Annotated in this window: 27 protein-coding genes; 15 read left to right on the top strand and 12 right to left on the bottom strand. The window is 57.2% G+C overall.

The features are described from left to right. Positions 1-78 precede the first annotated feature (78 nt). Together RE432_RS01125 and RE432_RS01120 are read left to right on the top strand one after the other, a co-directional pair. Positions 79-465, top strand: coding sequence for a RidA family protein (locus RE432_RS01125; protein ID WP_310931378.1), 387 nt, complete (start codon positions 79-81; stop codon positions 463-465). 5 nt (positions 466-470) lie between these two features. Then, positions 471-1,619 carry an NADH:flavin oxidoreductase gene (locus RE432_RS01120; RefSeq protein ID WP_310931377.1) on the top strand — a complete coding sequence of 383 codons (1,149 nt, stop codon included), beginning with the start codon at positions 471-473 and terminating at the stop codon, positions 1,617-1,619. Here RE432_RS01120 and RE432_RS01115 read toward each other — a convergent pair. Continuing rightward, positions 1,606-2,025 carry a helix-turn-helix domain-containing protein gene (locus RE432_RS01115; protein WP_310931376.1) on the bottom strand — a complete coding sequence of 140 codons (420 nt, stop codon included), beginning with the start codon at positions 2,023-2,025 and terminating at the stop codon, positions 1,606-1,608. The genes RE432_RS01120 and RE432_RS01115 overlap by 14 nt on opposite strands. A gap of 145 nt (positions 2,026-2,170) precedes the next feature. On the opposite strand from RE432_RS01115, the gene RE432_RS01110 reads away from it, so the two are divergent. From RE432_RS01110 to RE432_RS01090, 5 genes are all read left to right on the top strand, one after another. Next, a complete protein-coding gene (locus tag RE432_RS01110; RefSeq protein WP_310931375.1) occupies positions 2,171-3,010 on the top strand; it encodes an SDR family oxidoreductase in 840 nt (279 codons plus the stop codon). A gap of 137 nt (positions 3,011-3,147) precedes the next feature. Then, complete coding sequence (locus RE432_RS01105) at positions 3,148-3,825, top strand: TetR family transcriptional regulator (protein WP_310931374.1); 678 nt, start codon at positions 3,148-3,150, stop codon at positions 3,823-3,825. A 35-nt stretch (positions 3,826-3,860) separates the two neighbouring features. Next, entirely contained in the window at positions 3,861-4,841 is a 981-nt protein-coding gene (locus RE432_RS01100; protein ID WP_310931373.1) for a tripartite tricarboxylate transporter substrate binding protein, read from the top strand. Between the two features lie 2 nt (positions 4,842-4,843). Beyond that, positions 4,844-6,172 (top strand): fumarylacetoacetase, encoded by a 1,329-nt coding sequence (gene fahA, locus RE432_RS01095; protein ID WP_310931372.1) that lies wholly within the window; start codon positions 4,844-4,846, stop codon positions 6,170-6,172. A 32-nt stretch (positions 6,173-6,204) separates the two neighbouring features. After that, the gene (locus RE432_RS01090; RefSeq protein WP_310931371.1) at positions 6,205-6,744 is read left to right on the top strand and encodes a cupin domain-containing protein; all 540 of its coding nucleotides are present in this window, start codon (positions 6,205-6,207) and stop codon (positions 6,742-6,744) included. Positions 6,745-6,758: 14 nt separating this feature from the next. Here RE432_RS01090 and RE432_RS01085 read toward each other — a convergent pair whose 3' ends face one another. The 3 genes from RE432_RS01085 to RE432_RS01075 all read right to left on the bottom strand — a co-directional run bounded on the left by RE432_RS01085 (position 6,759) and on the right by RE432_RS01075 (position 9,529). Next, the gene (locus RE432_RS01085) at positions 6,759-7,487 is read right to left on the bottom strand and encodes a peptidoglycan DD-metalloendopeptidase family protein (RefSeq protein WP_310931370.1); all 729 of its coding nucleotides are present in this window, start codon (positions 7,485-7,487) and stop codon (positions 6,759-6,761) included. Positions 7,488-7,582: 95 nt separating this feature from the next. Beyond that, complete coding sequence (locus RE432_RS01080; RefSeq protein WP_310931369.1) at positions 7,583-8,596, bottom strand: CaiB/BaiF CoA-transferase family protein; 1,014 nt, start codon at positions 8,594-8,596, stop codon at positions 7,583-7,585. A gap of 102 nt (positions 8,597-8,698) precedes the next feature. Next, entirely contained in the window at positions 8,699-9,529 is an 831-nt protein-coding gene (locus tag RE432_RS01075) for an IclR family transcriptional regulator (protein ID WP_310931368.1), read from the bottom strand. A gap of 172 nt (positions 9,530-9,701) precedes the next feature. Between RE432_RS01075 and RE432_RS01070 the strand changes: the two genes are divergently transcribed. Genes RE432_RS01070 through RE432_RS01060 form a run of 3 tightly spaced genes read left to right on the top strand, consistent with a single transcriptional unit; the run spans position 9,702 to position 12,907 of the window. Beyond that, positions 9,702-10,691, top strand: a complete 990-nt coding sequence (locus RE432_RS01070) for a tripartite tricarboxylate transporter substrate binding protein (protein ID WP_310931367.1) — start codon at positions 9,702-9,704, stop codon at positions 10,689-10,691. 22 nt (positions 10,692-10,713) lie between these two features. Next, positions 10,714-12,129, top strand: coding sequence for an MmgE/PrpD family protein (locus tag RE432_RS01065; RefSeq protein ID WP_310931366.1), 1,416 nt, complete (start codon positions 10,714-10,716; stop codon positions 12,127-12,129). 55 nt (positions 12,130-12,184) lie between these two features. Continuing rightward, positions 12,185-12,907: an SDR family oxidoreductase gene (locus tag RE432_RS01060; RefSeq protein ID WP_310931365.1), complete on the top strand. Its 723-nt coding sequence runs from the start codon at positions 12,185-12,187 to the stop codon at positions 12,905-12,907. A 10-nt stretch (positions 12,908-12,917) separates the two neighbouring features. Here RE432_RS01060 and RE432_RS01055 read toward each other — a convergent pair whose 3' ends face one another. The 6 genes from RE432_RS01055 to RE432_RS01030 form a co-directional block, all read right to left on the bottom strand. Continuing rightward, positions 12,918-13,406, bottom strand: coding sequence for a flavin reductase family protein (locus RE432_RS01055; protein ID WP_310931364.1), 489 nt, complete (start codon positions 13,404-13,406; stop codon positions 12,918-12,920). Then, positions 13,403-14,803 (bottom strand): hypothetical protein, encoded by a 1,401-nt coding sequence (locus RE432_RS01050; protein WP_310931363.1) that lies wholly within the window; start codon positions 14,801-14,803, stop codon positions 13,403-13,405. The genes RE432_RS01055 and RE432_RS01050 overlap by 4 nt, the downstream gene beginning before the upstream one ends. Positions 14,804-14,818: 15 nt before the next feature. Next, entirely contained in the window at positions 14,819-15,289 is a 471-nt protein-coding gene (locus tag RE432_RS01045; protein ID WP_310931362.1) for a flavin reductase family protein, read from the bottom strand. Positions 15,290-15,313: 24 nt separating this feature from the next. After that, complete coding sequence (locus RE432_RS01040) at positions 15,314-16,480, bottom strand: acyl-CoA dehydrogenase family protein (RefSeq protein ID WP_310931361.1); 1,167 nt, start codon at positions 16,478-16,480, stop codon at positions 15,314-15,316. A 130-nt stretch (positions 16,481-16,610) separates the two neighbouring features. Beyond that, on the bottom strand, positions 16,611-18,194 hold the full coding sequence (locus RE432_RS01035; protein WP_310931360.1) for a rhodanese-like domain-containing protein: 1,584 nt from the start codon (positions 18,192-18,194) through the stop codon (positions 16,611-16,613). Positions 18,195-18,196: 2 nt separating this feature from the next. Beyond that, a complete protein-coding gene (locus RE432_RS01030) occupies positions 18,197-19,354 on the bottom strand; it encodes an acyl-CoA dehydrogenase family protein (RefSeq protein ID WP_310931359.1) in 1,158 nt (385 codons plus the stop codon). Between the two features lie 268 nt (positions 19,355-19,622). Here RE432_RS01030 and RE432_RS01025 point away from each other — a divergent pair, with 268 nt between their 5' ends. From RE432_RS01025 to RE432_RS01015, 3 genes are read left to right on the top strand one after another with little or no spacing between them, the layout of a single operon-like run. Further along, positions 19,623-20,627: a tripartite tricarboxylate transporter substrate binding protein gene (locus RE432_RS01025; RefSeq protein WP_310931358.1), complete on the top strand. Its 1,005-nt coding sequence runs from the start codon at positions 19,623-19,625 to the stop codon at positions 20,625-20,627. After that, on the top strand, positions 20,624-21,028 hold the full coding sequence (locus RE432_RS01020; protein WP_310931357.1) for an aconitase X swivel domain-containing protein: 405 nt from the start codon (positions 20,624-20,626) through the stop codon (positions 21,026-21,028). The genes RE432_RS01025 and RE432_RS01020 overlap by 4 nt, the downstream gene beginning before the upstream one ends. A gap of 23 nt (positions 21,029-21,051) precedes the next feature. Next, complete coding sequence (locus RE432_RS01015; protein WP_310931356.1) at positions 21,052-22,254, top strand: aconitase X; 1,203 nt, start codon at positions 21,052-21,054, stop codon at positions 22,252-22,254. A 30-nt stretch (positions 22,255-22,284) separates the two neighbouring features. Here the strand turns inward: RE432_RS01015 and RE432_RS01010 are convergent, their stop codons facing one another. Then, positions 22,285-23,253: a tripartite tricarboxylate transporter substrate binding protein gene (locus tag RE432_RS01010; protein ID WP_310931355.1), complete on the bottom strand. Its 969-nt coding sequence runs from the start codon at positions 23,251-23,253 to the stop codon at positions 22,285-22,287. Between the two features lie 219 nt (positions 23,254-23,472). Here RE432_RS01010 and RE432_RS01005 point away from each other — a divergent pair, with 219 nt between their 5' ends. Both RE432_RS01005 and RE432_RS01000 read left to right on the top strand, forming a co-directional pair. After that, positions 23,473-24,351, top strand: a complete 879-nt coding sequence (locus tag RE432_RS01005; protein WP_310931354.1) for a MotA/TolQ/ExbB proton channel family protein — start codon at positions 23,473-23,475, stop codon at positions 24,349-24,351. Next, positions 24,348-25,310, top strand: a complete 963-nt coding sequence (locus RE432_RS01000; RefSeq protein WP_310931353.1) for an OmpA family protein — start codon at positions 24,348-24,350, stop codon at positions 25,308-25,310. Before RE432_RS01005 ends, RE432_RS01000 begins: the two co-directional genes overlap by 4 nt. Positions 25,311-25,338: 28 nt before the next feature. Here the strand turns inward: RE432_RS01000 and RE432_RS00995 are convergent, their stop codons facing one another. Beyond that, positions 25,339-26,136, bottom strand: coding sequence for a sulfite exporter TauE/SafE family protein (locus RE432_RS00995; RefSeq protein WP_310932989.1), 798 nt, complete (start codon positions 26,134-26,136; stop codon positions 25,339-25,341). Between the last annotated feature and the right edge of the window lie 21 nt (positions 26,137-26,157).

Here is a 26,157-nt window from a genome sequence, read left to right as displayed (position 1 = left end):
TCAATATGTCGCTCATGCCCATATTGATGAAATTGAATCATCAATTATGGATATTTCCCCCACCTCAAGGAGAGACCTATGCTTGAACGCGTCACGACACAGCCAGACAACTATGAACCCTTTCTGCTTTCGCAGGGCATCAAATTCGGCAACCTCGTTTTCATATCGGGCCAAGCCGGCGCCGCGGATGACGGAAAAATCGTGGAAGGCGGTTTCCAGGCCCAAGGCGAGCAGGCTTTTGCCAACTTGCGCCGCGCGCTTGAGGCGGCCGGATCGAGCCTGAAAGACGTCATCAAAGTCACCATCTTCGTCACCGATATGGGCCATTTCCAGGAAGTCGTTGCATTGCGGCGCAAGTTTTTTTCGGCCCCTTATCCGGCTGACACGATTGCCGAGATCAGCGCGCTCTATGATCCTAAAGCGTTGATCGAGATCGAAGCGATTGCGGCCCTTGGGGAGCGGTGATGAGCATGGACACGAACCATATCCAAAACAGCCCGTCGCCTCTTCGGCCGGACATCGAACCGCTGTTTACGCCGCTTCGGCTGGGCGCATTGACGCTGCCCAATCGTCTGGCCGTGGCGCCTATGACCCGGGTGAGCGCAACCGCCCAAGGCATTCCGACGCCGCGCATGGGCGACTATTACAGCGGCTTCGCCGAGGGCGGGTTTGGCCTGGTCATCACCGAAGGCATTTACACTGACGAGGCTTTCTCTCAGGGCTATCTGTTCCAGCCGGGCCTGGCGAATGACCCGCAACGCGACGCCTGGAAAACCATCGTCGCCGGCGTGCAGGCCCAGGGCGGGCGCGTGATCGCTCAACTCATGCATGCCGGGGCGCTTTCCCAGGGCAAGCCTTGGCGGGCCGGCACCATAGGGCCTTCGGCCCTGCGGCCCAAGGGCCAGCAGATGCGTTTCTACCGCGGGTCCGGCGACTATGCCGTGCCCCAGGCCATGACACAGCAAGACATCACGCATGCCGTCAGCGGATTTGCGAACGCCGCGCGGCGAGCCCGGGAGGCCGGCTTCGACGGTGTCGAGATTCACGGCGCCAACGGCTATCTGCTTGATCAGTTCCTGAGCAAGGGCATCAACTTGCGTGAAGATGGCTATGGCGGTGATGTGCAGGGCCGGCTTCGCTTGATCGCTGAAGTGGTGCATGCCGTGCGCGCAGCGGTGGGCGCCGATTTTGTGCTTGGCTTGCGTGTGTCCCAAAGCAAGGTCAATGATTTCCAGCATAAGTGGCTGGCGAAGGAGGCGCCGGAGATCTTCCAGCGGCTGGCCGTACTGCCGCTCGACTACCTGCACACCACAGAGTTCCAGGCCTGGATGCCCGCCTTCGGCCAGGGCGCCAGCCTGGCCGCCCTGGCCAAGCAGCATGTGGCGATGCCCGTATTGGCTAACGGTTCGCTGCATGATCCTGGCCAGGCGCGCCTATTGCTTGAGCGGGGCGAGGCGGATTTTGTTTCTTTGGGACGCGGCGCGCTGACGCATGCAGACTGGCCGCGGCGCGCCAGGGCCGGCGCCATGATGCAGGAATTCGACCCCGCCATCCTGTCGCCCATTGCAGATCTGGCCAATGCCGACAGCCTGCGGGGCGAACCGGCTACACCGCTTTAGCGCGCTGGTCGAAAGCGGTGCGTGCTTGCTCGATCGTGTCCAGATTCTGCTGCGCCCACACCCAGACCCCGCAAAAAGCGTCGCCCAGCCCAAGGCCCAGATCCGTCAGGCGATACTCGACCTTGGGCGGGATCACGGGGTGGACGGTTCGGATCAGCAGGCCTTCGCGCTCCATCTCGCGCAGGGTTTGGGTCAGCATCTTCTGGCTGATACCGGTGACCCGCTTGGCCAACTGCGTAAAGCGAAGCTCACCGTGCTCTGCCAAGACATCCAGGATGATCATTGTCCATTTGCCTGCGACCCGGGCGATCACCTCGTTCACCAGGGCCTCTACACGGGGATCAAGCTTTTCAGACTGAGCCAGCTTCCTTTGCGCTTCCGCGTGCTTGGCGATATCCACGGACATCCTGTTGCTCCTTTGATTTATTCAGTAAAGAAAATTAGGCACTCTCTTTTTGGTAAGTATAAAACTTTCAGGTGCCTTCTTTCCATTAGAAAGCTTCTCTCATATCATTTCAACCATGCCCGCTCATAGACGAGATGAGAGCAACATGGCCAACGAATCTTCCATCTTCAGCGGCGGTTCATCGGGCGCCCCTTCAACCCGGCAAATCAAGGAAGCAATGAGCATGCAACATACAGGCAACACCCTATTGATTACAGGCGGCGGCGCCGGCATTGGGCGCGAGCTGGCGCAGCGCTTCAATGATCTTGGCAACACCGTGATCATCACCGGCCGCCGCATGGAACCCTTGAACGAAACGATTGCCGGCCGCAATAATATGCACGCCCTGGTTCTGGATGTGGATGATCCAGCCGCGATCAACGCTTTCGCCAAACAGATCGTGGCCGACTATCCGGAACTGAACGTGCTGGTCAACAACGCCGGCATCATGCGCTATGAGGACCTGAGCAAGACGCGCGACCTGGGCGATGCCGAAGCGCAGATCACCACCAATCTGCTCGGCCCCATTCGGCTCACCAATGCACTGATCGATCATCTTAAGAGCCGGCCGAACCCGGTGGTGATCAACCTGTCGTCCGGCCTGGGATTCGTGCCGCGCGCCGATGCGGGCACCTACGGCGCTACCAAGGCGGGCATCCATTCCTACACGCTGTCTTTGCGCCGGCAACTGCAAGGCCAGGTCAAGGTCATCGAGATCGTCCCGCCCGCCGTCCAGACCGAGCTCACGCCCGGCCAATCGAGCCGCGATGGCTATATGCCGCTTGACGATTTCATTGACGAAGTCATGGCGAACTTTCTTCGGCAGCCCGTGCCGGATGAGATCCTGGTGCAGCGTGTGGCGTTTCTACGCTGGGCCGAGCGCGAAGATCGCTATGAGCAGACGTTCGAGACGCTCAACGCGCATGTCGCCGCCGCGGCTCGCTAAACCTGTCTCAAGGCACCACCGCTAAGCCATTGTGCGGAACCATTACGCATTGACCCGTATTAAACAGTTGATTTAAACGTCTGTTTAAAAATACAATAAGCCGGTTGTGGATTTTCAGCGTTGTTAAGAGAACCCTTATGCCGGCTTCCGAAACCAGACTTAAAGAAGAAATGAATAGCAGGGCGCGGATTATCGACGCCGCTACTGAATTGTTTGGAGAGAAAGGGGTAGATCGCGTTTCCCTCCGGGAGCTCACCAGTCGGGCCAATGTCAATGTGGCGCTGGTCAATTATCACTTCGGCAGCAAAGAAGGCTTGGCTGAAGCGGTCTTCGAAACGCTTGCGCGCCAAGTCAATGCTGAACGGACTTCAGCGCTTGAAGCCTTGCTGGAGCGAGATGGCGGTGCGCAAACCCATCTTGAAGACATTGTAGAAGTCTTCATGAGCCCTTACTTTGCGGCGACGTCCCGGCGCAGCGGCGCTTTGTTGGCTCAAATGATCTTGCGGCATCGTCTGGCGCCGACGCCCGGGACCAATCGCATTATCGAGGATCATTTTGATCCCATGGCAACACGTTTCATTGATGCCATGGCGCAAACATGCCCATCCGTGAAGCGGGAAGCGTTTTACTGGCGCTATGCCTTCATGGTCAGTTCGATCGTCCTGACGGTCACCGACAACTCCAAAGCGAATCGCCTTCTCAGGCTTTCCGAAGGCCAGGCTGATGCCACCGACATCGACAAGATGGCCGAAGCACTTCGCCATTTCCTTGTCGGGGCGCTGCAGGCGCCTGTTCCAGATACACCCAATAAATAGAACCCCCCATTTATTCGAAGCAACAGGAGATCAATATGCACAGTACGCGTGCTTGCCTTCCTATAAAAACACTGGCTGGATTAGCCCTGACGGCCGCGCTTGGTCCGGCGCTGGCCATGGCGGAATCGGCCGATACTTATCCGAGCAAACGCCTGGAGGTCATCCTTCCCTATGCCGCGGGCGGCGGCGTGGACGCCATGGCCCGCGCATTCTCGGAAGAGGCATCCAAGCTTACCCAGCAGCAGTGGGTCGTCGTCAATCGCCCGGGAGGGGGAGGCACAGTCGGGTTTTCAGCGTTGGCGCATGCTCAACCCAATGGCTATACCGTCGTTTTCTCGCCGGCCTCTGCACTGACGAACGCGCCTTTCCTTATAAGCAAGATGCCCTTCGAGGCTGATCAAATAGAACCTGTTTGCCAGATTTTCGAGAACGTATTCGCGTTAGCCGTCACGCCCGACTCTTCGATCAGCTCGCTAGAAGATTTAATTCAAAAAGCCAAGGCCGACCCAGGGGCCGTATCGTACGGCCATGCCGGCCCCGGCTCCGTCCCGCATCTTTCCGTTGCCGCGATCGAAAAGGCGCTTGGCATTACGCTGAACGGCATCGGCTACCGGGGCGACGGCCAAATGCTCCCTGACTTGATGGGCGGGCATGTGGACTTTGGCGCGCCCGCCATCTCATCTTTGGGCGGCAAAGATATGCGTGTCCTGGCCGTCCTTTCTGACAAGCGCCATCCGGCCTTGCCCGACGTGCCCTCGATGAGCGACCTGGGGTATCCGGCCACTACGCCGGGTCTCAATGGCTTGTACGTGCCCGCGGGCACACCCGCGCCTATTGTGAAGAAGTTAGAGGGTCTATGCCAGACGGTCGTCGAATCGAAGGCGTTCAACGACGCCGCGGCGAATCTCCAGCAGGTTCCGGCCTATCTGTCCGCAGCGCAGTTCAAGGCGCGGCTGCAGGCAACCTATAAGGAAAACGAAGCGCTGACTCGCGAACTGAATATCACCAAGGAGTAGCTATGGGACGCGTAACCGCAGCCGGCCTGGATGAAACACACGATCCCGCATTGAAAAGCTGGGTCGGTTCCGCCAACGCTGCAGAGACGGACTTCCCCATCCAGAATCTGCCTTTTGGCCTGTTCAGCACCGCATCGGATAAGCGCAAGCGGATTGGCGTTGCCATTGGGGAAGAGATCCTTGATCTGGATGCGGCGATCATGCATGGGGCATTACCCGCATTGCCCTCGGCAGTGACCTCTGCCTGCGCGCAGGACGCGCTGAACGATTTGATGGCCCTGGACAAGGCGCATGTTAAAACGCTCCGGCTCGCACTGTCCGGCGTGCTTCGGGCTGGTTCAAAGCAAGCACAGCAGGCTGCCCAGTGTCTTGTGCCGCAACGCGATGCTGTGATGCATTTGCCTGCACGGATAGGAAACTACACGGATTTCTTTACGTCCATTTATCACGCGCGCAATACCGGCCGCATGGTCCGCCCGGCCAATCCTTTGCTTCCCAACTTTCATACATTGCCGGTTGCGTACCACGGCCGGGCCTCTTCCATTCGCGTCAGTGGCACCCCATGCATACGGCCACATGGTCAAATTCTTCGTCATGGCTCCGAAAAGCCCGTCTATGCGCCGACGGAAAAGCTCGATTTCGAGCTCGAACTGGGGGTTTTCGTCGGGCAGGGCAATGCATTGGGCACACCGATTTCGATCGAAGAGGCAGAGCAGCACATATTTGGATTTTGCCTGCTTAACGACTGGTCGTCCCGTGACGTACAGCGCTGGGAGGCCCAACCGCTGGGGCCGTTCCTGGCCAAGAGTTTCCTGAGCTCTGTTTCGCCCTGGGTGATAACCATGGAAGCACTGGCCCCATTCAGGAGCCCGGCTGCGAAACGCGATCAGGATGCGGCCGCGCTGGTCTCCAACCTGGACGCCCGCGCCAATCAAGATGCGGGAGGCATAGATATTTCGCTAGAGGTGATTTTGCGTACCGAGCGCATGCGCGCGAACAAACGTGAGCATACGATCAGCCGCCCCGCTTATAAGGACCAATACTGGACCGTGGCCCAAATGATCACGCATCACACCGAAAACGGATGCCCGCTGCTGCCAGGAGACTTGCTGGGATCAGGCACGGTATCGGGCCCCTCTGATAAAGACCTGGGATGCCTGCTGGAACTGACCATGGATGGCAAAGAACCGTTGTCGCTGCCTGAGGATGAAGTACGCGCTTACTTGGAAGACGGTGATGAGATCATCCTCAAAGGCCGCTGCCAACGTGAGGGATATGTAGATATCGGATTTGGCGAGTGCACGGGGCAGGTTGTCGCCAGGCAGAATTAATGACATCAAACCGAACTTAAGGAATTTTCAAGATGGACCTATCAAAACCCCTGCGGCGCATTGTCACCGGCATTGACGCCAACGGCCGCTCGCGCATTGTTGAAGATGGGGCGTCGCCTTCTGTGCGCACTGTGGCGGAACGGCCCGGATACCGCGTTACCAATATATGGGCAACGGATTCAGCGCCTGCGGACATCAACGGCCCGGACCTGGTCGCCGGCCTTGGCGGGGTGCTCCCCCCCAAAAACGGCTCGGTGATCCGCATTATCGACATTCCCCCCGAGCCAAAAGATCCAGCCGAACGCGCGCGGGCCATGAAGGCCAGTTTTGGCCAATTGTTCGCCGATGCCCAGCACGCTCCCGAGCCTGGCCAGCATCCCGGCATGCACACGACCACCACCGTGGACTACGCCATCTTGCTGTCTGGCGAGCTCGTGGCCATTATGGATGAAGAGGAAGTGACCATGCAGGCTGGCGATGTGCTGATCCAGCGCGGCACCAACCACGGGTGGAGCAACCGCTCCAGCGAGCCGGCAAGAATCGCCTTCATTCTGCTGGATGGGCGCGGTTAGGCATCTTCGCTGATTTATTTAGGCAGATACCGCAATGCATCGACGGCCTTGCCGTCGTAGCGCAACTCAAAATACAGGTGGACGGCATTGCTGCCTGTGCTGCCCATCGCGGCAATGGTCTGCCCTTGCTTGACCTGCGCGCCTTCCTTGACCAGCAAGTTCTGGTTGTGGGCATAAACGCTCAGGAAATGCGTATCGTGGTTCACGATAAGCATATTGCCGTAACCGCGCAGGCCGTTGCCCGCGTACACCACCTTGCCCGCAGCGGCCGCCTTGACGGGCGAGCCCGCGGGGCCGGCAATATAGACGCCCTGCGTTGTGTGGGCCTGGGTTCCACGGCTGCGTGTTCCCTGGGCGGGCCAGACCAGCTTGATGGATCGCGGTGCTGCAACCGATGGGCCGGCCGACGGGCGTGGCGCCGATGAAGGCGGGGCAGTGCTTGCCTGGGCACCGCCTTTTATATTCAGGATCTGCCCGACCCGGATGTTATTGGGATTCTTCAGATTGTTTGACCGCATCAGGGAAGCAACGGTTTGTCCATACTGGCGCGCAATCTTTGTCAGGGTGTCGCCCTTTACAACGCGATACTGACCTGGCCCCAAAGGCTTGCTGGTCCCGCAAGCAGCTAGTACTACGGCCATGCCCAGCACGGCGATGAATCGGCCGTACGGACGAATCAGGGAGGCAAAGCTCAAGGGGCTTTTGATGGGGCGGAACCGGGTAAAAAGTGTCAGTAGATACATGGCTTGGGACCGAATGCGTGTCGCGTGCATAGTGACATACTACACGACGCGCTGACGCCCCTGACTGTTCAACGCTGCTGTCCACGCCTCTGATCTCAGGGAGGGTTCAGAAATTTAGGCGCAGGAACCGGCCTCGGATGGCCATCTACGAAGTGAAAGGCCCCGCGAGCCTGCAGATGCTGATTCCGTGCCGCCTCGTCTAGTGACAGCACGGGCACGCAGCAGGCATCGGTGCCGTCGAAACAGGCGGCCCACTCGTCACGCGTGCGTGTTCGGAACAGCGCTTCCAGATGTGCACGCAGTGTGGGCCACTGCGCTGTATCGTGCTGGGCTGCGATCCACTCAGGCCCTAGCCCGGCCTTCTGGCAAAAGCAGCGATAGAATTCTGGCTCTATTGCCCCCAACGACATATAGCCGCCGTCGGCTGTTTCATAGGTGTCATACCAGGGTGTACCGCCATTCAGCAGAGACGTGCCTCGCTCGTTCCGTTTGCCTGTGGCGGCTAAAATGCCAAAAGCGCCTGTAAGCATGGAAAGCGTGCCATCCACAATTGCGGCGTCCACTATGCGGCCACGTCCGTTAGCGCGGGCATCCACTAGTGCTGCCACGACGCCGAGTGCCAAGTAGAGCGCTCCGCCGCCTAAGTCGCCGACAAGGTTGGACGGCGTCGAAGGCTTGCGCCCTGCTTCGCCTATCGCATCCAGGGCGCCCGTAATGGCGATGTAATTGATGTCATGCCCCGCCATGCCGCTCATCGGCCCGCTCTGTCCCCAGCCAGTCATGCGGCCATAAACAAGCGATGGTTTCAGTGAAAAGCATGCCTGGGGACCTAGTCCCAGCCGTTCCATGACGCCGGGGCGAAATCCCTCCACCAGTATCTCTGCCTGCGAAATGCGTTGGCGCACCTCTTCCATACCTGCTTCGCTCTTGAGGTCAATGTCGATGGCTTCGCGCCCGGCAATCGTCGCCTGGGTGCCCATCGGCACCGTCTGATTCGGGCGCGAAATCCGTACTATATGCGCTCCCATCTGAGCCAACAGCATGCAGGCAAACGGCGCGGGACCGATTCCTGCAAATTCAATGACGTTAACCCCATTCAAAGGCTTCATTTCGATGCTCCTGTCTTTAGTGGGCTGTGGTTGATTTGGATCGGCCTTGACGTAGCAGGGCGCTATTGTCAAAAGGTGATACTGCCCAAGATCACGCTGGTTCTAGTTCACGGGATGCAATCTGGCTTCTCTGACGACTCTTTCGATCGTACGCACCATATGCACCAGTTTGGGGCCGATATCCTGTTCCAACTGATTTGGCTGGAGCGCATAGATTGGAATCGCGCAATTGAAAGCGAACAGTTCATTGTCGATTGTTGGCATCATGCATACGCCGACAGAATGAGCATCGGGAAGGAAGTCGCTGTGTCTAGTGCAGAAGTGACGAGCTTTATGTTGTTCAATTGCCTGGCTAATTTGGGTTTCATACTTCTCCCATAGGTCAGGCGCCTTTACTTTGATCTGATTGAGCAATGCATTCCTATCGGATTCTGGCAGCGTCGCAAGATACGCCCGCCCCATGGATGACACCAGAATCGGGAAGCTTTGGCCGACGTCAGGCTTGACTCGCAAAATAGTGCTGGATCGTTCTGAATCGATATAGATCATATTGAGCCTGTCGCGGATTCCGATCGATACCCATCCCTTTGCGTAATTTGCCAGTTCGCGCATGTACGGGCGGGCGATTTGCCGCACGCTCAGGTTGGCGAGCAGGGGGTACCCGATAGACAGCACAGCCGATCCAAGCCGGTACTTTCGTGAGGTGCTGTCCTGCTTGAGGTACCCCAGGCAAGTCAATGTGTAGGTAAGCCTGGATACTGTCGGTTTGGGCAAGCCGCTGCGAACCGAAAGCTCCTTGTTTCCGAACTCAGGGTTGAATGGGGAAAAACACCGCAGGATATCGAGTCCCCGTGCCAGCGTAGTCGCGAACTGGCGGTCATCTTCGTGCAACTCACGATCGCGCGATACGGAGTCGGTATATAAATTGTTCATTTAATTTTCCTCGATCACGAATAGTTGGGGCGCGTTTCGATATGACAAACAGAATAGGATAAAAGGCATATTTAAGGTTTAAATATTTCGCATAGCGAATCATTTCAATGTCTGCTCTGGCGTCGTACCTAGAATACGAAACGGACTAAGGGTCCGACAAGGAGGCCGGCAAATGAACGACGTGCACATTATTACTAAAGGAACAATATGCCGGCTGTTGCTGGCACTTGCCCTAGGCTTGGCCGGCCCCCCGGGCATGGCACAAGACTATCCTGATAAGCCAATCCGCATGCTGGTTGGAGCGTCTCCCGGCGGCACAACAGATATCGTTGCAAGACTGATCGCCAGCGAGCTGGAGAAAAAATTGAAACAGCCAGTCGCGGTGGAGAATCGGCCGGGGGCGGGTGGCAATCTGGCACTCAATGCAGTAGCCAAAGCGGCGCCTGACGGCTACACATTAGGGATGGCTTATTCGGGACTTGCGATCAATCCCGCCGTTATGCAGACGATGCCTTTCGATACGCTGAAGGATCTTGCCCCTATATCACTGGTCGCAACGGTGGATATGTTTCTATTGGTCGATCCAGCGTTGGGATTGCAGTCGGTGCAAGATTTTGTCGACATGGCCAAGCGCGAACCCGATAAGCTGGCTTTTGCAGCCAACGCGTTGGGGTCTGTCTCGCATTTGTCGGCCGCGCTGTTCAAATTGCGTACCGGCATTGACATTCCCATTGCGGTATACAAGGGAAGCGCGCCTGCTCTGGTCGACATCATGGGTGGATCTGTGTCGGCAATGTTCGACACGGTGCCTGGCGCGCTTTCCTTTGTGCAGCAGAAGCGGCTGCAGGTTATTGCGGTCGGAGGGAATCAACGCTTATCAATCTTGCCCGATACTCCTACCTTAGAAGAGGCGGGGCTGGCTGACTTTCAGATAGGCTCATGGTATGGCGTGGTGGCGCCGGCGGGAACACCTGGGCCGATTGCTGAAAGGCTCAGTGATGCTATGGGTGAAATCCTGGGCGGCACGGGTATCCGTGCACAGTTGGAAAAACAAATGCTGAATCCCAAAGGAACCTCTCCCGACGCGTTTAGATCGTTCATTGTGTCTGAAATGGCGCAGTGGGAGAAGGTGGCCAAGGATGCACAGATTGTTATCAAATAATACGCCTTAGGAGCAGACGAATATGTTGAATACCGCGTCATCGCCATTCATGCACACCGAAGAACCCGCTGACAGCGTATCTTCCCTGTTGGCTCGGCACGTTGCCGGTACTCGGTATGAAAGCTTGCCGGCGGATGCTGTCAGGGCATCCAAAGCCTTGATCCTGGACACCTTGTCCGTGGCGTGGGCAGGTGCCAATGCGACCGGTATTGAACAGGCCAGATATGCACTGTCCGATGTTGCGCAGGCGGGCCATGAAAGTCATGGGTCCGCGTGCCGGATTTGGGGCATGCACGCCAGTGCGCCCGCTCTTGATGCGGCATTCGTGAACAGTGCGGCAGCGGCGGCGCTTGATTTTGACCCCTTGCATTTGGATGCGGTCATGCATTCGCAGATCATGACGCTGCCAGCGCTCATGGCAGTTGCGCAGCAATTCAGATGCAGGGGCAAAGACTTCCTGGCCGCTCTGGTATTGGCCGACGATATCAACTGCCGGTTGAGCCTATCCGCGCAAGGCCATGACGGGTGGTTCTTTACGTCGATATTTGGAATTTTCGGAACTGCGGCCGCCAGTGCGAAACTGATGGGGGGCGACCAAGCAGTGATTTCGAACGCTTTGGGCATCGCATTATTTCAGGTTGCGGGCACTCAGCAGTCGATGCTGGAAAAGAGTTTGACCAAGCGGTTTATGGCTGCCTTTTCCGCCAGGGGAGGCGTTTTCTCAGCCATGTTGGCCAGCGCGGGTATTACGGCGCCTTCGATGCCGCTTGAAGGCCGGTTCGGGCTATCTTCGCTGTATCAGACGTGTGATTTTGATAAGGCTTTGCTCCAACTGGGCGATAAGTATGAGAACAGTGCGATTCACATCAAGAAATACCCATGTTGCGGTTGCTCGCACGCGTTGATCGAAGCTACCCTGGCGCTCACCGAAAAGCATTCTGTCAGGGCTGGCGATGTGGCCAGAATCAGCGTTCGGATCTCCGAGTTCATGAACCGCATGATTGGAGGCGAGTTCCTGCTCGATAAGCAAGATCCTGCGGTATTGGCTCAGTTCAACGCAAAGTATGCAGTGGCTTGTGCCCTGCTGCGTCATCGCTTCGAGCTGGAGGATCTCGAGCCGGCAAGCGTACGAGATCCGGCGATAGGCGATATTGCTGAGCGTATCGCGATAGAAATCGACCCGGAGAATAATGGCGAGCTGGTACCGGCCACTGTGATTCTCGAGCTGGCGTCAGGCCAGAAGCTTTCTCAACGGATCGATGTCTTCCCGGGGGCCACAAGCGCCGAATTCGCTCCTTCCGCGCTCCAGCAAAAAGCTCGGGGTTGTCTGAAAATGGGGCTGGCGCCCCTCGGGCCAGCGCAAATCGACAGCTTGATTGAACGAGTCGAAAACATTGAGTCAGTTACCAATATGGCTGACTTCTTCTTGGGAATGTAATCGTATAAAAGGGTGAAAAATGAGGGACTCTGAGTTCGAAGGAAAAGTCGTATGGGTGGTGGGCGCCACTGGCGCTTTAGGCGCAATAATATGCCGGCAACTGGTGGCATCGGGTGCTGTCGTCGTTGCATCAGGTCGGTCGCTTGATAAGCTCAAAGCGCTGCAGTCGGACCTTAGCGCCGAGAGTGTAGACATTGCGCAAGTGGATGTCAGGCTTGACTCAGCGATCAACGTGGTCATTCAGGGCATTGTCGCTGCTCATGGGCGCATCGATGCTTTGGTCAATACGACCTCTGTATCCCGGTTTGCCGATTTTCTGGAGCTTGACGACGAGGCGTGGCAAGAAATCCTGGACAGCAAGCTCATGGCTTATGTCCGCACGTGCAGAGCAGCCATTCCTTATATGATCAAGCAGGGGCAGGGGGATATTGTGAATATTTCGGGCCGCAGCGCTCGACAGCCTTTGCCCACGCATCTTCCAGGGGGCTGCGCAAATGCGGCTGTCAATCTCCTTAGCAAGGGTTTGGCTGATCGCTTCTATGACGACAATATTCGTGTCAACGTCGTGGCGCCTGGGCCGATCGAGTCTGAAAGATTCTCGGCCATTGAGTCGAGCCATCATCAGAACGCTGCTGCGTCAGCCCGGCCTGCGCTGACACGAAAGATAGGCGAGCCCTCAGACATTGCAGAAGCGGTCTTATGGCTGCTGTCAAGCCGTTCCCGGCAGTTGACTGGCGTCATCCTCCCCGTGGATGGCGGTAGCACGGTATGTGTATAAGCGCTCCTCGTTATTCGTGCAGAAGCGGAACACGTAGATCGTCAAGGTAATTGATTAAGCCGTCACATGCTTCTGAATAGGAAAACGAGCCCACCTCGCCGATGTAGAGCACATACGATCCCTGATTGATCCGCCGCGTTATGGTGACTTCGAAGTTGGCGGCTGCGTGCTTGATCAACGGGGCACCCAGCTCTGTGCCTTTGAACCACTCAAAATGATCTGCGCCGCGGTCGTTAACACAGTGGCTCCAGAGGTCTCGTTGATCGGCCGCCATGACGCTCAAGCCGCACTGAGCCCCCTCCGGCATCCTGGGCCTGCCGTTTTGTTCATGCGCCACACACCAGATGACCAGGCGTGGACACAAAGACAACGAATTGAATGAACTGGCCGTTATCGAGTGCAACCGTTTATCTTCATCTTCGTATCCAATGAGCACCAGCCCCCCTGCGACACGATGCCGTTGAGGCTGGCAGTGTTTTTGCAATGCGATTGTATTCATGAACCCTCCAGCACAATTAGCTTGGTTTTTGTTTCGGTCCGGGCCAGCGCTCCTGGCGGAACGAACTCAATATCGGTGGTTACTGTCAGCTCCCTGCGCAGCGTTTGTTCCATGGTTGCTTTCAGGCCTTGATCGGCATTGGCTGCTTCGACGCGAAGACGCAATGGTGGCTTGACTGCGGGTCCGGGCGTTTCCAGGACGATCTGCATGGCGCCATTCACCTGAGGCGAGAACTTGCCGATGACCGACTGGATGGCCGAGGGAAATACGTTCACCCCTCTAATGATCAGCATGTCGTCGCTTCGGCCGACAATGTCCATTCGGAATCCTGTTCTACCGCACTCGCATGCCGATGTGTACACTTTTATGATGTCTCCCGTGCGGTATCTCAAAAGCGGGCACGCCTGCCTGTCAAGATGGGTGAAGACATACTCTCCTTGCACCCCCTCCGCCATGTCCAGCAGTGCGCCAGTCTCGGGGTTGATCAATTCAATCAGCACCATGTCCGGGGTAAGATGGTGCTTGCCGTTACGATGTTTGCAATGGGCAAATGAGTTGGGGTGAGCATCTGAGGTCGAGGCAAAATCGTATACATGAGGCGTTCCCCAGATTTTTTCCATGCGTTTCTGGAAGGCCGGTTGTTCAAAGCCCGATTCGCCGCCACCGCAGATAATGCGAAGGCCCAGTTCGTTAGGACGCATGCCCAGCACTTCTTCGCACCGCTCGGCAAGGGCGGAAATGAACGATGGGGTACCGATCCATACAGTTGCCTTCAGTTGTTGCATTAGCTTTAACATGCCTTCCACGCGGCGTTCCGCTCCCACGGGAATGCTGACAGCGCCGAGTTTTTCGACCGCCGCGCACATCGGTATGCCGGCATTGAACATACTGAGCGCAAAGCCATTCACCACTCTGTCGCCGGGCCGTACGCCGAAGCCCCAAAGCGCGCGGGCAAGGCTTTCCGAACGTTGTGTCGTGTCATGTAGCGTATAGCCCTGAAATACAGACTTACCCGTTGTGCCCGACGTTGCGGTTACGCGTACGATGCGCTCCATGGGAGCCGCACGGTGCAAGCCAAAAGGGGGGTGGTTTTCCTGGCTTTCCCGCAATTCAGCCTTGGTCGTGAAAGGTATGCTTTGTATATCTTCGATCGTTTGAAACGCTGCAGGAACAAAGCCGCTGGCGCGAAATTTCTCTTTGTAGAAATCGGAGGACTCGGCCAAGTACATCAGTTGGCGCCGGAGCTTGCCGGTTTGTAAAGCGCGCATCTGTTCTATAGGCATGGTTTCCCGCCCCATATTCCAGAAAGGGCGGTTCATGTCGACGCTGCTTCCTATAATTTCTGGCGGCATGGGTGCCGGGTCGCCTGCAAGCAGTGAGTGATCGGAATTAGACATAGGAATCTCTCGCCATCAGTGTATTTGGGCGAATCGCCCAGCAAAGTACAGAAGGGGGGCGCCATCGGATACTTCGCTTTCGGTCACCTCGCCAATGAACATCACGTGATCTCCCACTACCGAGGACTCGAGTAGACGGCAGGCGTACCACGCAAGGCTTCCATCAATTTTTGGCAGCCGATGACAGCCGGCAAGCTCATAGCTGATGTCAACGTATCGGTCGGGGATAGGGGATGCAAATTGCTGCGCAATATTCACTTGGTTGCTCGCCAGGATGTTGACGGAGAAATAATCGGCTTGCTCAAAAACAATGCGTGTTTTGGAACTGGCGCCCAGGCTCCATGCCAGTCGGACGGGATCGGCGCTGACGGGAGTGACGGAATTGGCGGTCAATCCCACCAAGCGGCCATCGGCTCCGTGGGCGCTGATGACAGCGATACCGGTGGGGTAGCGCCCCAGAGCATTACGGAATTCACGAGAATCCATGTCCATATTCCCTACATCGTTCTACTAAAGGCGAGCGGTAGTGTCGTAGGGCTCACCGAGATAGAACTTGCCCAATGTCGATGCTGTTTTATCGAGGTTTTCATGCAAGGTGTGGATGCGCAGGTCCCGGAATAAGCGCGACATTGGAGAGTCGGCCCAGAACGCGCTTGATCCGGCGATCTGGGCGCCTTTGTCCATGGCCATGACTGCATTCTCTATGGCGCGGTGCTTTGCGCACATGGAAAACAGCTCGGCTTGCTCACGGTCACTGTTCTTCCACATCCAGGCGGCCCGATAGATAAGCCAGCGCACTGAGTCCGTTCCTACGCGGATCTCGCCCAGCCGGAGCTGTGTATACGAGTCGCTTGCCGTTCCACGCTTGGGCAGGTATTCGCAAAGCAAATCAAATATGGCCTCCGCGCCGCCAAGATACTGAGCAGCGAAACTAAGGTGAAATCGTGCCTGCCAGCGCTCACGAGGATAAATGCCCAGCTCGCCCAGGGCGTTGCTCTTGTCGACAAAACAATTATCCAGCTTGAACGAAGGGCTGTGCGCACCCCTCATTCCGATGGGGTTCCACGATTCCTGGATAACCGAGAAACCCTTGGCATCCTGGGGCACCAGGATGCCAAGATGGCCGTCGCTTCCTGCCATCCCTTTAACGCCTGCGAAAATCAGGTTATAGCTTACGTCCGCGCCCAAGGTGGCATAGTTCTTTACGCCGTTTAGTATGTAGCCGCCATCGGTGGGTTCGGCGGCAGTGATCAAGTTGTAGGCGCCTCTGGATGTGCGGCCAGGCTCACTGCCCGTGGCATTCAGTAAAGTGCCTTGCTCAAGTACGGGTTTCAGAACGCGCTCGCGCTGCTCATCGGTTCCTATCTGATCCACGTAGTGCGCGCCATGGCAATGGATATGAAAGCATTGCGCAGTGGACATGTCGCCACGAGCCGTTTGCTCGACAGCCAGCAAGTACAGCAGGGGGTCTTCTCCAGCCGTTCCGCTTCCCATGCCGCCCATGCGTTCTGAAATTGTTATTCCGTTCAGGCCGGCATCGAACAAAGCACGCAGATTCTCGCGTGGCGTGCTTGCCTCGACATCGTGCTTGGCGGCGTTCGCCTTGAATACCGTCCTGCTGATCTCGCCTACCGTCTCGTATACCTGTTTCTGCTTGGGGGTGAGTTCGAAATTCATAGTGCTCGTGCGCTCTCGTCTGTTGGGTAATATTGATGTGTTTGCATTTATGCTTATCCTAGCAATGCAGCGTCAAGAACCGTTCAACATAGCGAAATCCAATGCGTTGTTTCGCTATGTTGACTGCTGCTTAGAAAGCGTTTTCCGATAAGCTTTCCGTCAGCCGTAGCTCCCACGCCAGGTATCTGGCCATGGCCTTGAGCCCCGATTCGTACGGGGGCGTAACCGTATCGGGCGTGCGTAAGATATGCGACGGCCAGCCGTTCTCGGTCTGGAAGTTGTCTGCCCATGCCTTTAGGCCTCCTTCCAGAACGCTTACGTTGGTGTAGCCCCAGCGCTTCAAATTGGATGCGGCAAAGATTGAATGCGCACCGTTTCGGCAGGTCAGAACGACCGGGGTGGCGTGGGAGGCCATATGGGCGGGCAAGTGGTATTCAAGCCAGCCATAGGGAATCCAAATCGCGCCGGGGACCCGTCCTGATTCGTACGAACGACTGGTATCAACATGCACGATAAGAGGCTGTGGGCGAAGCCCGGAAAGTTGCTGCGCAGTGATAAAGGCAGTGTTGGCGCTAGCGGCATCCAGTCCAAGCGGAGCTTGGCGTTTTCTGCCCGCTTCCACCGCAAAGCCGGCTTCCTTCCACGCTTGCAGGCCACCGCTCAGAACGCATGCATGGACGCAGCCAAACTGCTTCAGCCAGAAGGCGGTCAGATGCGCGCGGCCTGTATCGTCGTCCACCAATATGGAAGTAGCCCGTCTAACAGGCATGAAATCATCTACACGTTGAATGGCCAGGCCGCCGGGAAGGGACAAAGAGCCCTTCAGGTGGGCTGTCCTGTACTCATGGACCTGCCTCACATCGTATATATATACGTTCTGGCTGCGCTCACTCCGCTTTTCAAGCAGACCACTCAGCTCATACGGCGAAACCTCTGCCACGCCCACTGAATGCGCTAGTTCCTTAGCCCGGATCTTCCCCTTTTGTACGCTTTCGGGGGTCGGTTCGAGCACGCCGCGTGGGGGCTTCTTCTCTAGATCAAAGTGCTCGAGCTGCCACCCCATGGTGCCATTTTCCAGGGCATAGACATTCTGCACTCCCAGCTCGCGTAAAGTCTGGCAAGCGATGATGCCCCGGGTCCGGCCTGAACAATGCACGATGATCGGTACTGATTTCTGTTGTAAATCATGGGCCAGCGAGGCCAGATCGACCCCGAACGCGCCTTGCGAAGTCGGGATGCGCTTGTCGGCGTACTCTGTGGGCGTGCGAATATCGCAGACGAGATAATCCTTCTTTTCATCTTGCCATCTCTTGAGCTCCTTCACGGGGATAAAGGGCACGTCCCTGGTTTCATGTATACGCTCGCCGAAGAATTTGCCCGGCACATTTGTACCCGAGGTGTGGACGCGGCCCGTTGCCATCCATTTAATAAACCCGCCATTCAGAATCCGGACGTTGGTATATCCAAGCCGTACGAGTGATTCGCGCGCCAGTTCCACACGCCGGCTATTGCCATCGTCGTACACCACTATTTCCGTGCCGATATCGGGCGCAAGGTCTGCGATGCGTAGCTCTATCATCCTGCGTGGAAGGAAGGTTGCGCCGGGTATATGTCCCGCATCGGCCTCGGCTGTTTCACGTATGTCGAATAAGGCCCATTCTTGGTCCGACCGACGCAGCGCGTCAAAATCGTCAAAAGAGATCGTGTCCGCCATGATTAGCCCTGAGCTCCGCTAATACCCATGAACTCTTTTCCGAGCAGCTCGCGGATGACCGTAAGTTTCATGACATTGATCGTGCCGCCGGTAAAAGTAAGCGCAATCACATCTCGATAGCGGCGTTCAATATCGAGCTCCTTCAGGTAGCCCGAGGCGCCATGCATTTGAAGGCAGTCATATATCGCTTGTACGGAAGAGGTGATTGAACTCCATTTCGCCATACCTGCTTCGCGCGCCGCGTTTTTGTTCAGAGTATTCAGCCATAATCCTTTGTAGGCCATAAGACGGCAACTTTCGATTCGCGTGTAATGCTCGATCAAGGGGAAGCTGATGGCCTGAAACATACCTATCGGTTGCCCGTATACCTTCTTCTTTTTGACGTAGCTGATCGTGTCGTCAAGCACCTGCTGGGCCGCACCCAGCGCATTCAGCGCACTCAAGCAGCGGCTGACGTTCCAACGTGCATACAAGGTGGCTTTTCCCTCGCCTTCTCCGCCCAAGACACTGTCAAGCGGAATGCGTACGTTATTGAAGTCCACAATGCCCAGTTGATGCGACCTTGTTCCCATCTCGGGCATTTCCTCGCATGTGATGCCAGGCAAGTCGGCCGGAACGCGAAGGAAAGTGATGCGGTTGCTGCCATCTTTTTGTTTTACTTTGGCGGTGACACCCATTACGGTTGCGCCGGGCATGAGGCTGACATGTATTTTTCGGCCATTGATGACATACTCGTTGCCATCTACGTCGGCTCTTGTTTCCATGTTCGACACATCAGAGCCCGCCTCGGTTTCAGAGGTCGCGATGCTTACCAGCTGCTTTCCGCGAATGACATCCCTTCGAATTTCGTCTGTCCAGCCAGGCACGAGGTTAGGTAGGGTATTCTGAATAGAGCAGATCATTGCGCAGCTTGTATCGATGCGCCCAATTTCCTCGATGGCAATACCCAATTGGACGTAATCTGCTTCGGCGCCTCCGAGCGACTTTGGCGCGATGAGTCCCAGCAGGCCCACCTCTCCCATTTTCTTGATAGCGTGCCGCGGCATAATGCCCTTCTCGTCCCATTCCCGAACGTGGGGCTGTATCTCGCGCCTCGCGAAATCCGCTACGAATGCACGGAACTCATCTTGTTGCGATGTAAAGCTGAAATCCAAAGCCATGGTGTTCCCTCAGTATGTAATGACATGCCAAATTGGCGAGCTTGCCCCGGGGCGGCCGGTCGCCTCCCACTCGTTATCATTTGAAGGATAGGGCAGTGATTTGATCAGAAGCAGCGATTGTTTCGACATGCAAAACAAGGGATGTTTTCCTCGTTGTTTCGCAGGGCAAAACAACGAGGTCTCGCCTTGTCACGCATACCCCATACTTTCCGAGCAATAAGAACAAACTAGGAGTGACATTCAATAACCGAGCAAGGATGGAGACATAATGAAAATAGCGACTAAAGTTTCAGCTGCAATCCTGGGTTTTTGTATCGGCACCAGTATGTGGAGCGCCCGCGCCGCGGATGCTCCGGCCCCTGCGACTACTCAGTACCCCACCAAGCCAGTAAAAATAGTCGTGCCGTTTCCGCCCGGCGGCACCAATGACATTATTGGCCGCTTGCTGGCCAAGCATCTGGAATCCGCCCTTGGCCAGCCTTTTGTCGTAGAGAATCGCGGCGGTGCGGGCGGCATCATTGGCACTGATTCCGTGGCCAAGGCCGCTGCAGATGGATACACATTGCTTGCCGCGTCGTCGGGCCCCATGGCTACTTCGCTGGCCTTGTACAAAGATAGGATCAACTACGATGTGTTAAGAGACTTCGCTCCTGTCGCCACACTTATAGATGTAACGGTTGTCCTGGCCGTCAGTCTGAAGTTCCCGGCCGATAATGTCTCTGACCTCGTCCGCATTGCCACGCAGCGGCCGGGAGCGGTTCGAGCAGGCTTGCCCGCAGTGGGTTCCATGCACCATCTTCTTACCGCACAGTTCGAGATAGACACGAAAACAGAACTGAATATGATTCCCTACAAAGGAAGTGGCCCGGCCATACTCGATTTGATAGGCAACCACATTGATATCGATTTCGACAACATGCCAGCGGTCATTGAGCAGATCCGCGCCGGGCAACTGAAAGCCCTCGCTGTATCCACCCCCGAAAGAAACACGGCGCTACCCGACGTTCCCTCATTCAAGGAACTAGGGATGAATAATCTGTTGGCCGCGCCCTGGTTCGTCTTGGCCGCCCCGGCAGGGACGCCCGCCGACATTGTTTCGCTGCTGAATCGGGAGGTCAAGAACATGATGGACAGTCCCGAAATGGTACAGCGGCTAGAGTCTATCGGGGCCAATGCCGCGTGGCGAAATGAAGAGGAAACACGCAGCTTTATAACGGATGAGATCCAGCGCTGGTCGAGCGTGGTCGAGAAGACAGGCTTGCAGATTCAATGACCCGCTCGATGCTTCTTGGGGCCGGCTTGGTCAGGGGCGTGGCACGCGGCGTGGCGTGCGTAAGCCGCCAGCCCTTGAGCGTTGCGCGTATTAATGTCAATACCGGCATACTGGAGGAGCCCGGCCATGCATTGAGCGGTATCAGGCTGGCCGGCACGATTTTGTGCTTTCCGGAAGGTAAGGGCAGTAGCAGCGGATCGTACGTATTGATGAACCTGTCAGAGCGTGGAACCGCACCCAAAGCGATTGTCATGTGCAAGCCGGATGCCATAGTCACCGCGGGAGCCCATATTGCAGGCATTCCCATGGTCGGAGGCATTACCCCTGAAGCGCTGCTGGAAATTCCAGTGGGATGCCTGCTGCGGGTCGACGGCTCTTCAGGCGTGATCTCATTCCCATGAAGCTAAGCGCCGAGCATCAAGCCATGCTGAATGGCGGCATGGGCGCAGCGGCCCAAGAAATGATGTCCATCCTTCTTGCGGCAGGCCGGGCAGTTGGCGCGGCTGATTTCGTTCCCATTCGTTCCGCTCATGTCGGCCTTTCGTTCACATCGTTAGGGCCCGCAGGGGTGCGTTGGCTGGAAAAGCTGGCTGCAAGCGGAGCGCGGGTACGCGTCCTAACGACTACAAACGTGCTCTCGGCAGAGCGCCATTCGGGCAAGACGTCCGGCAGCGCAGACGACGAGATGCAGGGCAGGGCGCTCAAGGCGTTGCTGCGCATGGGCGCGCTTGACAGTTGCTCTTGCAATCCCTTCACACAAGGCCATCTTCCTGAGCCGGGCAGTTGTGTTGCATGGAGCGAGTCGGCGACCGCTCCGTATGTGAATAGCGTGTTGGGCGCACGCACCAATAGGGAAGGCGTTACCGCTCTGGCTTCGGCATTGACCGGTGTGACGCCCAACTATGGCATGCACATACTTTCGAACAGGCGGGCGCGGCTGGCCATGCATGTTCGCGCGGAACTGTCCGAACTCCATCGTTTTCATCTTCTGGGCGCGGTGCTTGCCCGTCGCTGTGGCGGAAGAATTCCGGTGATCACAGGCATCCCCCCAGACACCGACGCTGTCAGCCTGTATGGATTATGCGCCGGGTTTGCAAGCTATTGTTCGCTCTCGATGTTTCACCTTGTGGGCATATCGCCTGAAGCGCCAACGTTCGAAGCTGCCATCAGCCTGGGCCTGGCAGACGATACGGAGCTGACGGAAATCGAGGCTATGGAAATCCGGGATGACGATATAGAACAGCAGCGTCTGGAAATCAACCAGCATTCGGAGAAGCGGTCGGCGGATATTGCCGTTATCGGTTGTCCGCACGCATCCTTGAGTCAGCTTCGTGAAATCACTGCGCTGGTGGATGGCGAATCAGTGCGTGCGGACAAGGTATTCCTGGTGCATACAAATGCGGAAGTAAGCGCGGAAGCAGAGCGGCAGGGTTTATTGCCGTTACTGCGGGCGGCAGGCGTAATCGTCACCAGGGATACTTGCCTCTACGTTTCGCTGGACCGCTACCCGCAGGGCAGCCGCGTACTGTCCAATTCCGTCAAAATGGTTCAATTGATGGCGGCTCGCGGGTATGACGCGGCTATTGCAAGCACGCGGGATTGCGTTCGGGCAATGATTCAGCGGTAAAGGCGCTGTCAAAGACATGCGATATCCACATCACAGCTTTATATCAGCGTCTTCGATAACCTTTTTCCACTTCTCAATTTCCTGGCTCATGAAGGTCTTCAATTCCTCTGGCGTGCTGCCCACCGGGTCTATTCCCATGCCTAAAAGCCGATCTGAAAAGTCTGGCTCATGCACGATATCTACAATGGTTTTGCTCAAGATCGCCACGCGATCTTCCGGAATGCCCGCGGGTCCAATAATGATATGCCACGAGCCGGCAGCATACCCAGGCACGGTTTCCGAGATTGTCGGTACGTCAGGCAGCAAAGGCGATCGTTCTGCCCCCGTTATTGCCAGGGCGGTCAATTTACCCTCTTTGACCAATGGAAGCGCGCTCGGAACATTGAGAAAAATAAATGAAATGTGGCCCCCGAGTAAATCTGCGATGCCTGGTGTATCGCCCCGGTAGGGAATATGGTTCAAGGTGCTTATGCCTGCCATGGCTCCGAATAGTTCAGTGGCCAGTTGATTGGAGCTGCCGACACCTCCCGACCCATAGCTGATCTTCTTTTCCGACGCTTTGGCCGTTTCGATCAGGCCAGCGATATTCTTGGCTCCTAAGTTGGACCCGGCTGTAACGACCATGGGTACCGTGCCGATCAAGCTGATCATGGTGAAATCCTTGATGGGGTCGTAAGTGGCGGCCGGATTCAAGGTGCTGTTTATAGCGTGACCGGATGGGACAAGAATAATCGTATAGCCATCGGGATTGGCTGTGCGCGCATCTTGCGTGCCAACAATTCCGTTGGCGCCGGTGCGATTTTCCACTGTCACTGGCTGGCCCAGTTTCTGGGACATGCGATCGGCAAGGAGTCGCGCAATGGTGTCGGATGTGCCGCCAGCGGGAAATGCGACGATTAACCGAAGCGGCCTTTCAGGATAGTTTGCTGAATAGGTGTTGGTGCAGAACATTGCCGCCAAAATAAGCAATACATTCTGCATGGTCTTTAGTGAGCTCATGTCGTCTCCTGTTTGTAGGCCCAAGTCGAGCTGTCTGCACTCAAGATGCAGCTATTCTTTTATGGGTACAGCCACTCAATTCTAGGTAGCTAAAGGGACGAGGCTCTGAAACTGAATCGCTATGCGAAACCTGATTCAGTGCGCATGCGGGTTGAAAAATGGAGTTTCGCTGTTCAGAAGCGGCGAGCTGCGATGCCGTCGCACGTATAATGCTGACGTATGAATCCCTCCACCCTTATCGGTATCGTTGCAAGCGTGCTCCTGCTGGGTGCGGTGCTGTTCTTTTCCGCAGAGAACGCTGCCTCGTTCGTCGACATACCCAGTCTGGGCATCGTGGTGATCGGCACTCTGGCAGCGACCTTCATCAGCTATCCGCTCAGCGAAGTGCTGCGCGTCTTCCGCCTGCTAGGCGCCGTGCTGCGCAACGAACGCCTGCATACCGAGCAGGATATCGACGACCTCATCTCCATTTCGCGGCTATGGATGAAAAACGACATCCGCAAGGTCGAGGGCGCGCTGGAAAATGTTTCCAACCCTTTCCTCAAAACGGGCGTGCAACTGGTTATCGACCATGCGCCCGAGAAAGACATCGTCGATCTGATGCAATGGCGCGTATCCCGGCTCCGTGCCCGGGAGCGCGCGGAAGCGCAGCTGTTCCGGACAATGGCCGGTTTTGCGCCGGCGTTCGGCATGCTGGGCACCCTGGTGGGGCTGGTGAATCTGCTCTTCCTGCTGGGGGACGGCGACATGGCGGCCATCGGCCAGCAAATGGCGCTGGCCTTGATGACGACTTTCTACGGTATCTTGTTCGCCAACTTGCTTCTGAAGCCTGTGGCAGTCAAGCTGGAGCGGCGCACCGAGCAGCGCGTGATCGTCATGAGCATGATCATGCAAGGCGTTTCCATGATGTGCCAGAGGCGCAGCCCCTCGCTGATGCGCGAGACCCTCAATTCCTTCATGGAAGAGCATGACGACGAAATCAACGATCGCCAGGGCAGGCGGGACAAAGAGCAATTGGCCCAGCCGGTGAAGGCGACGCGGATCGGGCTCCGGTTCCGGCCGAAGCCCAAGGCCAAGCCGCAGACCAGACAGTCATGAGCGTGGTGCATCAGAACAAATGGTACGTCGAGCCGGTGCCCGAGGAAGAAACCGAAGGCTGGCTATTGACCTATCTGGATCTGATCACCTTGTTGCTGGTGCTGCTGGTGGTGATGCTGGCCTTGTCGGGAACGGTGGCCAAACTGTCGCCTGCCGCCACGACAGCCGGGCTGCTGCCGGCGCATAGCGGTTTATTGCCAGGCGGGTCCGCGCCCGACGTACTTCAGGCCGTTCCACAGGCCGAGGTCCCGGTGCCTGCCCCGCCTGCCACTGTGCCGCTGATCCCGGCGCCCCCCGAGACTGACCCATTGCCGGCCATCACCGCGCATACTGAGTGGGACCCGCCCACCTATGCGCCCGGCCTGGCCGAGCCAGACCTTGAGCAAGCAACATTTGCCGTCGAGCTGCCCTCCTACTTCCAGGGCGAGACAGATCCCGACGCCGTCTTGCAGCATGTCATGGGGGATGAGGAGCGTGCGCCAGTATCCGCCGCCCCCGAGCCTGCGGCCGGTGGCGTGGGCTTGTTGGCATTGCCAGAGCTGGGCGACGACATCGAGATCATTCGCAAGCAGGAATCCGTCAGCTTCCGGATCAACAGCGAAATCCTGTATACCTCCGCCAAAGCCGACCTTAGCCGGGAAGGCCTTGCGGTCCTGCGCAAGCTCCTTCCCGTGCTCAAGGACAGCCAGTACACCATCACCGTCGAAGGCCATACCGATGCCTTGCCCATACGGGGCGGGCAGTATCCGTCGAATTGGGAACTGTCGGGCGCCCGGGCGGGCAGGGTGGTCCGATACTTGGCGGCCAACGGTGTAGGGCGCACGCGCCTGCGCGCCATTGGCTATGCGGATACCCAGCCTTTGGCCAGTAATGACACCGAGCAAGGCCGCGCGAGCAATCGGCGGGTGGAAATTATTCTGGAACAGCCGGCGCCGCCCGGTCCGCCCGCAACAGACTGACTTCCATGCGCCATGCACGGGCGGGGCGCTACATTAGACTGCGCGCTATCAAAAGGCCTGCCACCACGAGGCACACTGATGCGAACCCGCGCTGCAACACGCTTGCCGTCAGGCGGCGGGCGAGGTATTGGCCCACAGCCATGCCCGCCACGACCGCCCCAATGAAGGCCCATTCCGGCGGCGCAATCACCAAGCCCTGGGCCAGGAACGAGGCGACGGTGAACGCGGAAACCAGAACGATGACCGTGAGCGAAGTGGGCACGATGCTGTGCATGCGCAGTTCTGTGTAGTGTGCCAGGGCGGGTACGATGATGAAGCCTCCCCCCACGCCCAGCATGCCTGTGCAGAGGCCGGAGATGACGCCAATGGCGCCGAGCGTGGCCGCCGTCTTGCCGGTCCATACGAACCGGCCGGTGTTGGGTGAAATCCGGCAGGTTTTTGCCGCGTCGGCTTGATGGGCCGGGCTGCCCAAGCCACGGGCTTGCCGGAGTGTTCTCAAACTCACCAACACCATGATGGCCGCAAAGAGCAGGCTCAGCCCCTGGGCCGGCAGCCGGTGAGCCATCGCCACGCCAAGGGGTGATCCCAGCACGCCCGCAGCGCCCATGAGCAGCGCGGCCTTGTAGCGTACCGTGCCGCGGCGCAAACCATAGAAGGCGCCCAGCGCGGCCCCCATCCCCACGGCAATGAGCGCAATGGGCACGGCTTGGGGCATGCTGATACCGAGACCAAAAATGAGCGCCGGCACGGCGAGAATGCCCCCGCCCGCCCCGGTCAACCCCAGAACGGCGCCCACAAGGAGGCCCAGAATCACACCGATAGCCATCATTTCAGAGAGAACAGTTTG

The sequence above is a fragment of the Pusillimonas sp. SM2304 genome (assembly GCF_031628915.1).
Lineage (GTDB): Bacteria > Pseudomonadota > Gammaproteobacteria > Burkholderiales > Burkholderiaceae_B > Pusillimonas_C.
This window is presented reverse-complemented; position numbering and strand designations above follow the sequence as displayed.